General features: G+C 61.5%; 12 protein-coding genes. 10 read left to right on the top strand and 2 right to left on the bottom strand.

All coding sequences use genetic code 11. From position 1 onward, the window contains the following. Positions 1-19: 19 nt before the first annotated feature. Both ACZRMO_RS09500 and ACZRMO_RS09495 read right to left on the bottom strand, forming a co-directional pair. Positions 20-934: a site-specific integrase gene (locus tag ACZRMO_RS09500; protein WP_124524761.1), complete on the bottom strand. Its 915-nt coding sequence runs from the start codon at positions 932-934 to the stop codon at positions 20-22. A 108-nt stretch (positions 935-1042) separates the two neighbouring features. Beyond that, positions 1043-1843, bottom strand: coding sequence for a M949_RS01915 family surface polysaccharide biosynthesis protein (locus ACZRMO_RS09495; protein WP_124524760.1), 801 nt, complete (start codon positions 1841-1843; stop codon positions 1043-1045). Positions 1844-2208: 365 nt separating this feature from the next. Between ACZRMO_RS09495 and arnC the strand changes: the two genes are divergently transcribed. From arnC to ACZRMO_RS09445, 10 genes are all read left to right on the top strand, one after another. Continuing rightward, the gene (gene arnC / locus ACZRMO_RS09490; RefSeq protein WP_124524759.1) at positions 2209-3246 is read left to right on the top strand and encodes an undecaprenyl-phosphate 4-deoxy-4-formamido-L-arabinose transferase; all 1038 of its coding nucleotides are present in this window, start codon (positions 2209-2211) and stop codon (positions 3244-3246) included. Then, positions 3243-5234 carry a bifunctional UDP-4-amino-4-deoxy-L-arabinose formyltransferase/UDP-glucuronic acid oxidase ArnA gene (arnA, locus tag ACZRMO_RS09485; protein ID WP_463972694.1) on the top strand — a complete coding sequence of 664 codons (1992 nt, stop codon included), beginning with the start codon at positions 3243-3245 and terminating at the stop codon, positions 5232-5234. Before arnC ends, arnA begins: the two co-directional genes overlap by 4 nt. Next, positions 5234-6118 carry a 4-deoxy-4-formamido-L-arabinose-phosphoundecaprenol deformylase gene (gene arnD, locus ACZRMO_RS09480; protein WP_463972693.1) on the top strand — a complete coding sequence of 295 codons (885 nt, stop codon included), beginning with the start codon at positions 5234-5236 and terminating at the stop codon, positions 6116-6118. Before arnA ends, arnD begins: the two co-directional genes overlap by 1 nt. Further along, the gene (arnT, locus tag ACZRMO_RS09475; protein ID WP_463972692.1) at positions 6115-7770 is read left to right on the top strand and encodes a lipid IV(A) 4-amino-4-deoxy-L-arabinosyltransferase; all 1656 of its coding nucleotides are present in this window, start codon (positions 6115-6117) and stop codon (positions 7768-7770) included. The genes arnD and arnT overlap by 4 nt, the downstream gene beginning before the upstream one ends. Then, positions 7767-8114 carry a 4-amino-4-deoxy-L-arabinose-phosphoundecaprenol flippase subunit ArnE gene (gene arnE / locus ACZRMO_RS09470; RefSeq protein WP_463972691.1) on the top strand — a complete coding sequence of 116 codons (348 nt, stop codon included), beginning with the start codon at positions 7767-7769 and terminating at the stop codon, positions 8112-8114. The genes arnT and arnE overlap by 4 nt, the downstream gene beginning before the upstream one ends. After that, positions 8111-8524: a 4-amino-4-deoxy-L-arabinose-phosphoundecaprenol flippase subunit ArnF gene (arnF, locus tag ACZRMO_RS09465; protein ID WP_463972690.1), complete on the top strand. Its 414-nt coding sequence runs from the start codon at positions 8111-8113 to the stop codon at positions 8522-8524. Before arnE ends, arnF begins: the two co-directional genes overlap by 4 nt. After that, positions 8521-9924, top strand: coding sequence for a UDP-glucose dehydrogenase family protein (locus ACZRMO_RS09460; protein ID WP_124524753.1), 1404 nt, complete (start codon positions 8521-8523; stop codon positions 9922-9924). The genes arnF and ACZRMO_RS09460 overlap by 4 nt, the downstream gene beginning before the upstream one ends. Positions 9925-9927: 3 nt before the next feature. Beyond that, positions 9928-11544 (top strand): ArnT family glycosyltransferase, encoded by a 1617-nt coding sequence (locus ACZRMO_RS09455; protein WP_463972689.1) that lies wholly within the window; start codon positions 9928-9930, stop codon positions 11542-11544. 202 nt (positions 11545-11746) lie between these two features. Further along, entirely contained in the window at positions 11747-11974 is a 228-nt protein-coding gene (locus ACZRMO_RS09450) for a hypothetical protein (protein ID WP_463972688.1), read from the top strand. A 163-nt stretch (positions 11975-12137) separates the two neighbouring features. Continuing rightward, the gene (locus ACZRMO_RS09445; RefSeq protein ID WP_463972687.1) at positions 12138-12845 is read left to right on the top strand and encodes an HPP family protein; all 708 of its coding nucleotides are present in this window, start codon (positions 12138-12140) and stop codon (positions 12843-12845) included. Positions 12846-12919: the final 74 nt, after the last annotated feature.

Genomic DNA, 12919 nt, shown 5'->3' with positions numbered 1-12919 from the left:
GAAAAATGGCGGTGGTTATCTACAAATCAAACCGATCCACCGCCCGCCGCCGCTCGTTGTCCTCGCGTACGTCGTAGCTGGCAGTGGTCTGGATATTGGTGTGGTGTGCCAGTTTCTGCGCAATCGACAGGTCGTGTTCTTCAATCACCCGCGTGATAAACGAACGGCGGAAGTCATGGGGCATGATCTTCACCCCCACTTGCTCACCGCGCTGACGGGCGATGTAGTAGATCGCATGCTTGGTGATGCGCTCCCGGGTGATATGGCTGCCACGGCGAATGCGGTTGAACAGGAAGCTATCGTCCTGCTCGCCTTCCTTGAGGTGCTCGCGACGAAAATCCAGCCAGGCCTGCAACTTGGCAAAGGCCCAGGCCGGTGCGTATTTGATCAGCTCCTTGTTGCCTTTGCCGATCACCCGCAAGCTGCGTTCTTCGAAATTGACCTGCGCCAGGTCTAGGTTGACCGACTCCGACTTGCGCATGCCCGAGCCGTACAGGATGCCGATCACCGCCGCATCGCGCAGGCCCTGGGGGCGTGGGTCGGCGGCGCAGACGTCCATCATTTCGCGGATCAAGGTGCGGCGCAGGTTGCGGCCCTGGCTCAGGCGTGTGCCCGGTGCGGCCTTGACCGTGCGCATGCGCAACAGGTGTTCCTGGCTGATCAGGCTGAGGCGCCAGGCTTCATTCATCACGCCGCGCACGGCGTTCACATACAGCGATGAGGTGTTCGGCGCGTAGCCATCCTCGCGCAGGGCAGCGACCAGGGCGATCACGTGTTCCGGCTGGAGCAGGTGCCAATCGATCTCTTCGAGGTTGATGTCCTCGAAGCCCAGGCGGTCGGCGGCGTCCTGCAGCACGTAGCGCATGGTCAGTTGGCTGGAGGGCGCCAGGCGAGTGAGGTAGAGGGTCAGCGGGTTGCGAATGGACTCAGTCAAAATAGATCAGCCTTTGGATTAAATACCTCGAACAAGCCTTTGTTTAATCGAGATATTTAGTGAATTGGCGAAGGCTGAGTCTAACGCAGGAATGGCGGCGGCACAAAATCAGGGTGCAGTGTCATCGTCCTCTACAGCGTCTTGCGGTTGGGTCTGGGTCTGGCTCCATTCAGTGTCCTGCTTCTGCATCAACGCGAACCAGTGCTGGCGCATAAAGGTCAGGTACGCCTCCGGCGCCTTGGCAAAGTCTTTCTCTTCGCTGTAGCAACCCGGCAACGGCAATTCGGTGCCCTGCTCCTTGTACTGGCTGACCAGCGCCTGCTGCGCGGCGACGCTGCAATCCTTGGGCAGCGGCATGCCACGCAGTGCGCCCGCGTCTTCGTCCCACCAGCTGGCGCCATAACGGTCGACGCCGCGCAGGCGGTATTTCTGTGACTTGCCCACGTGCATGATCAGCTTGAATTCATTGGGGCTGACGTCACTGGTGCAGGTGCGCGAATAGCCCACGGTGGCTTGGGTGATGCCATCGCCAGTCAGGTCGGTGACCTTGGTCGCAGCCCTGTCAAAGCGTAGCGAGGCGTCGAACTCACAATGCTGCACGTCGTCGTAGAGCATCCAGAGGCGCTTGGGACGGTTGCCATCGATCAGGTATTGGGCCGCGTAGACAAACGCGGACTGGGTGCCATCGTCATCGCGCTCGCTGACCTGCTCGGCGAGCACCAGCAGGTTTTTGCCCTGGTGGTCGTCCCAGGTATAAGCGGCGATCTGCTTGCCACGCACTTCCACGCCGTCCGGCACTTGGTCGATGCTGGTGAGCGCTACCCCATCGTCGGCCCGCACCGTGGTGACACACGCCACGGTCATCAACAACCCCATCAACACTGGCCGTAAAAGCTGCACGCTATTCATCCGATTACCCTGGCAAGAGAGTGCTTACTTTACCGGCACTTGCGGGGTCTTGCAGAGAAGATTCTTCAATAAATGGCATTGTGCAGGGTTTGAACGAATGCCCTACTCAAGCGCCGGATCATGTAGCTGAACCCTGGCTGTCTACCTGTCAAATAAACGAGTTTTTCATCCGCCTTTCATATTCGTTCAACATTTTTACGCTTAGTCTTTAAGACAGAACTTCAGAACAAACCGCGCAACACCGGCTAACCTGTTGATTATGCTTTCACTTTGGTACTGCATTGGCCTCGGCCAAATAGATTTTTGCCTGATGATCGCTGCTGTTTTCACGCGCCAACCTGCTCTAACCCCGAGGTCTTGAATCTTTGAAACCCTACCCTATTCATTGCGTGTCGATCGTTATCCCGGTCTACAACGAAGAAGAAAGCCTGCCTGAACTGCTGCGTCGCACCACCGCAGCCTGCAAGCAACTGGCCTACGAATACGAAATCATCCTGGTGGATGACGGTAGCCGCGACCAATCCGCGCAAATGCTCGAAGACGCCGCCGCCGAAGATGGCAGCAACGTGGTGGCGGTGATCCTCAATCGCAACTACGGCCAGCATGCCGCGATCATGGCCGGGTTCGAGCAGTGCCGTGGCGAGGTGGTGATTACCCTCGACGCCGACCTGCAGAACCCGCCGGAAGAAATCCCGCGCCTGGTGGAGCAAGCCGCCCTGGGTTACGACGTGGTCGCCACCGTGCGCAACAACCGCCAGGACTCGGCCTTCCGCCGCTGGCCCTCGCGCCTGATCAACCTGGCCGTGCAACGCTCCACCGGCGTGGCCATGACTGACTACGGCTGCATGCTGCGCGCGTACCGCCGCACCATCGTCGATGCCATGCTCGCCTGCCGTGAGCGCAGCACCTTTATCCCGATCCTGGCCAACGGCTTTGCCCGCCACACTACGGAAATCCTCGTGCACCACGCCGAACGTGAGCACGGCGAATCCAAATACAGCGCCATGCGCCTGATCAGCCTGATGTTCGACCTGCTGACGTGCATGACCACCACCCCGCTGCGCCTGTTGTCCATCGTCGGCTTCAGCCTGGCGGGCCTGGGTGTGCTGTTTGCGTTGGCGTTGATCGTCATGCGCCTGGCCTTTGGCGCTCAATGGGCCGGCGACGGCATGTTTGTGCTGTTTGCGGTGCTGTTTGTGTTCACCGGTGGCCAGTTCATCGGCATGGGCCTGCTGGGTGAATACCTGGGCCGCATGTACAGCGATGTGCGCGCCCGCCCACGCTTCTTTATCGAAAAAGTGCTGCGCAACACCCCGGCAGCACCGGCGCCAGTCGTCATTGTTGACGGCCTGGTGTCCTCCCATACCACTTCTACTTCTCCTTCTGATCAGGTTTCGTCATGAATTCAAGCGCCGTTGTCTTCGCCTACCACGATATTGGCTGTGCAGGTATTGAAGCCCTGCTGACTGCCGGCTACGACATTGCCGCGGTGTTTACCCACGCCGATGATCCCAAGGAAAACAACTTCTACGGTTCCGTCGCCCAACTCTGCGCCCGCAACGGCATCCCGGTGCACGCGCCGGAAGACGCCAACCACCCGCTGTGGATCGAGCGCATCGCCAAGCTGAACCCGGACTACATCTTCTCGTTCTACTACCGCAACCTGCTTAGCGAGCCGCTGCTGGCCACCGCCCGCAAAGGCGCGTTCAACCTGCACGGCTCGCTGCTGCCGAAATACCGTGGCCGCGCGCCGGCCAACTGGGTGCTGGTCAACGGCGAGACCGAAACCGGTGTGACCCTGCACCGCATGGTCAAGCGTGCCGATGCCGGTGCGATCCTCGCGCAGCAAAAGGTCATCATCGACCGCACCGACACCGGCCTGAGCCTGCACGCCAAACTGCGTGACGCGGCCACTCACCTGCTGCGCGACGCACTGCCGCAACTGGCCGCGGGCAAACTGAGCGAGACCGCCCAGGACGAAAGCCAAGCCACCTACTTCGGTCGTCGCACCGCCGCCGATGGCAAGCTGGAGTGGAAAAAGCCGGCTGAAGAACTGTTCAACCTGGTGCGCGCCGTGACCCAACCTTACCCGGGCGCCTTCTGCGCCGTGGGCGAGCACAAGCTGATCGTGTGGCAAGCGGAAGTGGTCAAGGGCAATGAAGGCCTGGCTCCAGGCCGCGTGATCAGCGTCAACCCGCTGCGCATCGCCTGCGGTGCAGACTCCCTGGTGGTCAAGTTCGGCCAGCGCAACGACAACGGCCTGTACCTGGCCGGCCCGTCCCTGGCCAACGAACTGGGCCTGGTGGACGGTTCCGTGCTGCGCGGTGCCGAGTCCGGCCGCAAGCCGCGCCGTACCCGTGTACTGATCCTCGGCGTGAACGGCTTTATCGGTAACCACCTGTCCGAGCGCCTGCTGCGTGACGACCGTTACGAAGTCTACGGCCTGGACATCGGCTCCGACGCCATCGAGCGCCTGCGCAGCCACCCCAACTTCCATTACGTGGAAGGCGACATCAGCATCCACACCGAGTGGATCGAGTACCACATCAAGAAGTGCGACGTGGTCCTGCCGCTCGTGGCCATCGCCACGCCAATCGAATACACCCGCAACCCGCTGCGCGTGTTCGAACTGGACTTCGAGGAAAACCTCAAGCTGGTGCGCTACTGCGTCAAGTACAACAAGCGCGTGATCTTCCCGTCGACCTCCGAAGTCTATGGCATGTGCCAGGACCAGTACTTCGACGAAGACACCTCCAACCTGGTGGTCGGCCCGGTCAACAAACAACGCTGGATCTACTCGGTCTCCAAGCAACTGCTGGACCGCGTGATCTGGGCCTACGGCGCCAAAGGCCTGAACTTCACCCTGTTCCGTCCGTTCAACTGGATGGGCCCACGCCTCGACCGCCTGGACTCGGCGCGTATCGGCAGCTCCCGCGCCATCACCCAGTTGATCCTCAACCTGGTGGAAGGCACGCCGATCCGCCTGTTCGACGGTGGTGAACAGAAGCGTTGCTTCACCGACATCGCCGACGGCATCGAAGCCCTGGCACGCATCATCGATAACGACAATGACGTGTGCAACGGCCAGATCATCAACATCGGCAACCCGGAAAACGAAGCCAGCATCCGCCAGTTGGGCGAAGAGCTGCTGCGTCAGTTCGAAGCGCACCCGCTGCGTGGCAACTTCCCGCCGTTCGCCGGTTTCCGCGACGTGGAAAGCAAGGCGTTCTACGGCACGGGCTACCAGGACGTGGCACACCGCAAGCCAAGCATCGAAAACGCCAAGCGCCTGCTGAACTGGGAGCCGACCGTGGAGATGAGCGAAACCATCGGCAATACGCTCGACTTCTTCTTGCGTGAAGCCATGCTTGAAATAGCGGATAAAAAGTAATGCAGGCAGGTCTTCGCATTGATGTCGATACCTACCGTGGCACCCGTGAAGGTGTGCCACGGCTGCTCGAAACCCTGGATGAAGCTGGGGTGAAGGCAACGTTCTTCTTCAGCGTCGGGCCGGACAATATGGGGCGCCACTTGTGGCGTCTCATCCGCCCGCAATTCCTGTGGAAGATGCTGCGTTCCAATGCCGTCGGCCTGTATGGCCTGGATATCTTGCTCGCCGGCACGGCCTGGCCGGGCAAGCCGATTGGCCGTGACCTGGGGCATCTGATGCGCCAGGCCAAGGCCGCCGGGCATGAAGTCGGCCTGCACGCCTGGGACCACCACGGCTGGCAGGCCAATACCGGGCGCTGGAGCGAGGCACAGCTGGTCGAACAGATCCGCCGTGGCGTCGACACCCTCAGCGACATCCTCGGTGAACGCATCGACTGCTCAGCGGCCGCCGGTTGGCGTGCCGATGAGCGTGTGGTGCAAGCCAAGCAAGGCTTCAACTTTCGCTACAACAGCGATTGCCGGGGCACCAGCCTGTTTCGTCCAACCTTGGCCGATGGCAGCGCGGGCACCCCACAAATTCCGGTAGACCTGCCGACCTTCGACGAAGTCGTCGGGCCGGTGGTGGCTGCCAAAGACTTCAATACGTTCATCCTCGACCGCTTTGCCGAGTCGAAGCTCAACGTCTACACGATCCACGCAGAGGTAGAAGGGATTCTGATGGCCAATGATTTTCGCCAGTTGCTGGCCCAGGCAGGGCAGCGCTGCATCGACTTCAAACCCCTGGGCGATTTGTTGCCAGCGGACCTGACCACCCTGCCCCAGCAACAGTTGGTACGTGGCGCCTTGCCCGGGCGCGAGGGTTGGCTTGGAGTGCAGCAGGCATGATCCGGCGTCTGGCGTTGCCTCTGCTGCTGTTGGCCTTCGGCGTGTTTTACCTGTTGCCGCTGGCCACCCATGGCCTGTGGATCCCCGATGAAACCCGCTACGCGCAGATCAGCCAGGAAATGCTGCTGACCGGCAAGTGGGCCTCGCCGCACTTCATGGGCATCCGCTACTTTGAAAAACCGGCGGCGGGTTACTGGATGATTGCGCTGGGCCAGGCGATCTTCGGGCAGAACCTGTTTGGCGTGCGCTTTGCCTCGGCCTTGAGCACCGGCTTGAGCATCCTGTTGGTGTACCTGGTGTCGCGCCGGTTGTGGAATGACCCGCAAAAAAGCCTGATCAGCACCGTGCTGTACATGAGCTTTGTCAGCGTCGCGGCCTTGGGCGGTTACGCCAACCTCGATCCGCAGTTCACCTTCTGGGTCAACCTGACCGGCGTGGCCTTGTGGTTCTGCTTCGACAGCACCACCCGCAACGGCCGCCTGGCCTCCTGGGCGCTGTTGGGTTTTGCCTGTGGCATGGGCTTCATGACCAAGGGTTTCCTCGCCTGGCTGTTGCCGGTGCTGATCGCCCTGCCCTACGCCATTTGGCAAAAGCGTTTCCGTGAACTGCTGGGCTATGGCCTGGTGGCCGTCGTCGTCGCGATTGTGGTCAGCCTGCCGTGGGCATTGGCCGTGCACCTGCAAGAGCCGGATTACTGGAACTTCTTCTTCTGGCACGAACATATCCAGCGTTTTGCCGGTGACGATGCCCAGCATGCCGAACCGTTCTGGTACTACCTGCCGCTGCTGGTGGCGTTCTCGCTGCCGTGGGTGGCGCTGCTGCCGTCCACCGTCAAGCAGGCGTGGCTGGATAAGCGCCTGCCGAAAACCGCATTCCTGCTGTTGTGGCTGCTGATGCCCCTGGCGTTTTTCAGCCTGGCCAAAGGCAAACTGCCCTCCTACATCATGCCGTGCCTGCTGCCGCTGGCGTTGTTGATGGGTTCGACCCTGGCCGACACACTCGCCGCGGGCCGCAGCCGTGCGCTGCGTATCAACGGTGGGTTGAACCTGGTAGTGGGCATCGTCGCGTTGCTGGCACTCACCTGGTTCCAATTGAAAAAGCCGGTGTACGAGCCGGGCCAGGAAACCTTCAGCCTGGTGCTGGTTTTCATCTTCCTGTTCGGCTGGATCATCGCCAACCTGCTGCAGGCCGCGCGCCCGTTGAAACTGTGGGCGGCGCCAGTGATTGGCAGCTGGTTGCTGGTGGCGCTGGTACCGGCCGCGCTGCCTCATTCGGTGGTCTACAACAAGACCCCGGACCAATTCATCATCGACCACCTGCAAGCCCTGCGCCCGGCCACGGCGTTGCTGAGCAACGACCTCGGTGCGGCGTCAGCGCTGTCCTGGCGCCTGGCGCGTCCGGACGTGACGCTTTACAACACCGTCGGTGAAGTCAAATACGGCCTGGCCTTCCCCGACAGCGCTGCGCGCAAGATCGACACCACCCAAGTGCAGCAGTGGATGAGCGATGCGCGCAAAAAAGGCCCGGTCGGTGTGGTGATGCGGGTTAAAGGTGACGATGAAATGGCCGAAGTTGCCTTGCTGCCCAATGACGGCCAGCGCTTTGAACAAGGCAACATCGTGATTCTGATCTTCCCGCAGGCTGCGCCATGATCACCCTGCTCCTGTTATTGGCCGCCTGCCTGCTGACGTGCATGGGCCAGGTCGCGCAGAAATTCGCTGTGGAAAGCTGGCGCGACCTGCCGCACGGCTGGGGACTGAAACTGCGCTCGCCGTGGCTGTGGGCCGCCTTGGTGTGCCTGGGCCTGGGCCTGCTGGTGTGGTTGCTGGTGTTGCAGCGCCTGGAAGTCGGCATCGCCTACCCCATGCTCAGCCTCAACTTTGTGCTGGTCACACTGGTGGCGCGGTTTGTCTTTCATGAACCCATCGATGGCCGCCACTGGCTGGGCGTGGCGCTGGTGATTGCCGGTGTCGTGCTGCTGGGGCGTCAGGTATGAGCCGCGTGCAAGGTTTTGCCCTGGCGTTGGGCAGCGTTGGTTTGGTCAGTGTGGCCCAGTTGGGCATGCGCTGGAGCATGACGCGCCTGCCGCTGCCCCACGAATGGCTGAGTGCGTTCAGCAACAACAGCATCGACCTCGGCGCCCTTGGCGCGGTGCTGCTGGCGATCTTCGCTTATGCGCTGTCGATGCTCTGCTGGCTGGGCGCGCTCAAGCACCTGCCGCTGGGCCGGGCCTATTCGCTGCTGAGCATCAGCTACGCGCTGGTGTACCTGCTGGCCGCCAGCCTGCCGGTGTTCAACGAACATTTTTCGCTTTCAAAAACCCTGGGGGTGGCGTTGGTCATCCTTGGAGTTCTGGTTATCAACTCTCGTCGTGCTAGCACCACAAGTCCCAGGAATGTCCCATGAAAATCAGTGTATTTGGTAGTGGTTACGTCGGTCTGGTGCAGGCCACCGTATTAGCCGAAGTCGGTCACGATGTCATCTGCATGGACGTAGACAAGAACAAGGTCGAGTCGCTGCAAAAAGGCCATGTGACGATCTTTGAGCCGGGGCTGGCTGCGATGGTCAAGGAAAACCTGGAAAGCGGGCGACTGCACTTTACCCATGACGAAAAACTCGCGGTCGAACACGGTGAAGTGCTGTTTATCGCCGTGGGCACGCCGTCGGACGAAGACGGTTCGGCCGATCTGAAATACGTATTGTCAGTGGGCGACGCCGTGGCCCGTCACCGTGTGGCCCCAGTGATCCTCGTGGAGAAATCCACCGTGCCCGTGGGCACCGGCGACACCCTGCGTGCCCATATCGAAAAGGCCCTGCACGTGGCCGGCCGTCACCTGGAGTTCGATATCGTCTCCAACCCGGAATTCCTCAAGGAAGGCTCGGCAGTTGCCGACTGCCGCCGCCCGGACCGTATCGTCATCGGCTGCGAGCGTGAAGAAGTGCGTGAAGTGATGCGTGACCTCTACGCCCCCTTCAACCGCAACCACGACCGCATCATCTTTATGGACCTGCGCAGCGCCGAGCTGACCAAGTACGCCGCCAACTGCATGCTGGCGACCAAGATCAGCTTTATCAACCAGATCGCCGAACTGGCCGAACACCTGGGTGCGGACATCGAGGCCGTACGCCTGGGTATCGGCGCCGACTCGCGCATTGGTTACCACTTTATCTACCCGGGTTGCGGTTACGGCGGCTCGTGTTTCCCCAAAGACATGCGCGCCCTGATCCACAGCGCCAAGCAGGCCAACTGCTCCAGCGACCTTTTGGAAGCCGTGGAAGCGATCAACCAGCGGCAGAAGAGCAAGCTGTTCGAGCGCGTCAACGCGTTCTTCAAAGGCGATCTCAAAGGCAAGACCTTTGCCGTGTGGGGCCTGGCATTCAAGCCCAACACCGACGACATGCGCGATGCGCCGAGCCGTGTGCTGATGGAAGCCTTGTGGGCGGCCGGCGCCAACGTGCGTGCCTTCGACCCTGAAGCCATGCAGGAAACCCAGCGCATCTACGGCGATGACCCACGACTGATGCTGATGGGCACCCCGGAATCGACCTTGGGCGGCGCCGATGGCCTGATCGTCTGCACCGAATGGCAGCAATTCAAGGCGCCGGACTTCGACCTGATCCACTCGCGCCTGAAAACCCCGGTGATCTTCGACGGCCGCAACCTGTACGACGGCGAGCGTCTGGCGCGCAAAGGCTTCCAGTACTTCCCGATCGGCCGTGGCGATTCCTGCCAACTGCCAATGCCGCAGCAACAGTGGGTGGCGCAATCGGCAGATCAATCGGCCTATCAGGTCGTGGAAGCCTGAGACGTGAACAAAGCGCCCTTCATAGACGCCACGGTGCGCCGCCAGTCCCTGCTGTTGGGGCTGCTGGCGCTGCTGCTGTTTATCGCCGGCAACTGGCACCAGGCGATCATCGGGTTTGACTCGCGCTTCGTGCTGTTTGCCCAGGAGATGCTGCGCCATGGCCCGAGCTTTTTCCCCACCACCTACGGCCAGCCGTATGCTGATTACCTGGCGACCTCGACGCTGCTGACCTGGTTGTTCTCGTTGCCGCTGGGCCAGGTCACCAGCTTGACGGCGTGGTTGCCTACGGCGATTGCCTCGGCGCTGATCGTGATCCTGGTGTACCGCCTCACGGCGCCCTACTCCCCGCGCTGGGGCCTGCTGAGCGTGGCGATGCTGTTGCTCAGCAGCACCTTCGTCAGCGAAACCCGTGCCGTGTCCCTGGACCAGATGCTCGCCGCCGTGACCCTGGCGGTGTTTTACCTAGGCTATGCCCATGATCACTTCGGCGCTGGCAAACGGCTGCACTGGGTGTACCTGCTGCTGATTGCAGGCTTTGCGATCCGTGGGCCGATTGGCCTGGTAATCCCTACCGGCGTGCTGTGCAGCTACTACCTGATCAACCGGCAGTGGCGGCAACTGTTCAGCGTCGGCTTGCTCGCACTGGCGCTGCTGATGGCCTGTGTCGGGGTGTTGTTGCTGCTGGCCAAGCTCAGTGGTGGCGAGGTGTTCATGCAGGACGTGATCCGCATGCAATTCCTCGGGCGCATGGACGGCAGCGAAGGCTCCAGCGGCGTGCTGTATTACTTCACCAGTTCCATGGGCAACTACGCGCTGGCGTATCCGATGGCCTTGTTGGTGCTGCTGGCGGTGGCCTTCGGTGGCAAACGCGCGCCGGAGCCGGCCTTGCAGCTGGTGTTGTACTGCGCGGCTGCGGGCTTGCTGGTGATGCTTGGCCTGTCGATCCCCCAGGCGAAGAAAGCGCGTTACGTGCTGCCGATGCTGCCGATGGCGGCAATCATTGCGGCGTACCCGTTCCAGGTCACCCAAGGACGCGTGTATGCCTGGCTGCGCGGTGTGCTGCTGGGCCTCTGGACCCTGTTGCCATCGCTGCTGATCATTGGCCTGCTGGTGGCGCGCCGCCGCTACGCCGAGCAGGTGGGCGACTTGCGCCTGATCTTTGGCATGCTGGGTGCGTTGCAGCTACTGGCGTTGCTGGCGTGGTTCAAGCCACGGCTGCGTCCGGCAGGGCCGGCATTGGCGGCGGTACTGGCGTTATGGACGACCTACATCGTGGTGGTCGAACCGCTGGCGCGCACGCTCTACGACACGCGCACCTTCAGCCTGGCGGTCAAGGCGCAGATCAACCAGCAACCGGCGCCCGTGGTGCTGCACGGCCTGGGCAAAGACGCCAAGGCGATCAAGTTGATGGTCAATCTCGAGTGCGACCGTGTGCCGTTGTTCACCCAGTCAACCACCGACCTGGCACCATTGCAGGCCCCCGCCTGGTTGGTGATGAGCGAGGACGACTACGCCGGCTTGAAAGACCCCCGCCTGCGCGCGCTCACCCCGACACTGGTGGGTGAATTCGACAAGAATCCCTATGTGCTGCTGCATCTGGCAGCCACGTCACAGCCCTGATCCAGCCGGCTTCGGCCGGCCCCTCACGAAAGCTCCTACACAGCTATACGTAATGACTGGTGCCTTTTGCCATTCCCGCTCATGGATCCAAAATGTAAACTCGGTCGCCAATTGCGGTAACTATTTACTACCAACGGAACATGCCAAGGACGCTTCCCGCCGTGCACTCAAACGCGGCGGGCTTTATTGAAAGGACCACGCCGTGACCAATGACTTATTGCCTGCCCCCTCCTCACTACCGGTGCCCGACCCGGTGCATGCCGGCCTGCACCGCCTGATGGGCTTGCGTGACGCGGTTGTCGCGTTGAATGGCCCCCTGTCCGATGACCCGGGGCTGCGCGACAACCTGCACAAGCAGCTGCTGAGCGAAGAGAACCATGATCGCATCTTGGGAGTCGTCAGCCACTCGTCTGCGCCTATCACCTATTAAACTTCAATTTTATTGCATTTAACCTGCATTAATATGCAGTGGCGTCGCTCCATCGAGGTGGGCACACTGCGCGGGTTCCTCCCCCAAATGTGGAACTTTCAAGGGCTTTTCCGGGAAACCAGGCAAGCCTTTTTTTTCGCCTGTTGTTTATGGATCTATCGCAATGCTCGCTCGCTGGTTACCTGCTGCCATCAACACCCGTCCCGCCGAATGGAGCCGTGCCGCCATCGGCATGGCCTTGGGCACCCTGCTCAGTGTATGGGCGTGCGCCCAGGTATTTGGCATGGAGGTCGCGCTGCACCTGCTCGGCCCTTTGGGGGCGTCGGCGGTATTGTTGTTTGCGGTGTCGTCCGGTGCGTTGGCCCAACCCTGGTCGATTGTCGGCAGCTACCTATGTGCTGGTGTCGTCGCGCTGCTGGTCGCCCGTGTACTGGGGCGAACGCTGGGCAGTGCGTGCCTCGCCGCGGGCATGACGGTGATCTTGATCTGCTGGCTGCGCTGCCTGCACCCACCTGCGGGTGGGCTGGCCATGACGTTGGTGCTGGCGGACCCCGCCTCTATCGCCCTCGGCTGGCAGGAACTGGGCGCGGTGATGCTCGGCGCCGGCGCATTGCTAGGCTGCGCGCTGGCTTACAACAACGCCACACGCACGCGATATCCCAAAGGTTTGCTGGTGCCGCCTCCAGCGGTGGTGGGCAGCACAGCGACGGTCATCGACCCCGAGGTCACGGCGGCCGACCTGAAGCTGGCCCTGGCGGAAATGGAACAGTTCTACGATGTGCAACCGTCCGAGCTGGAGGCGTTGATCCACGCGGCGCAGGGCCATGCACGGCGGCGTAGCATTGGTGAAGTGCTCAGCCGCCGTGCATAAATGCAACAACGACCTGCATGATTCCCCGGTGTACTGGGCAAATTTGCACTGGTAGGATCGCAAGAAGGTTCGTC

The sequence above is a fragment of the Pseudomonas sp. B611 genome, from assembly GCF_055407965.1.
This window is presented reverse-complemented; position numbering and strand designations above follow the sequence as displayed.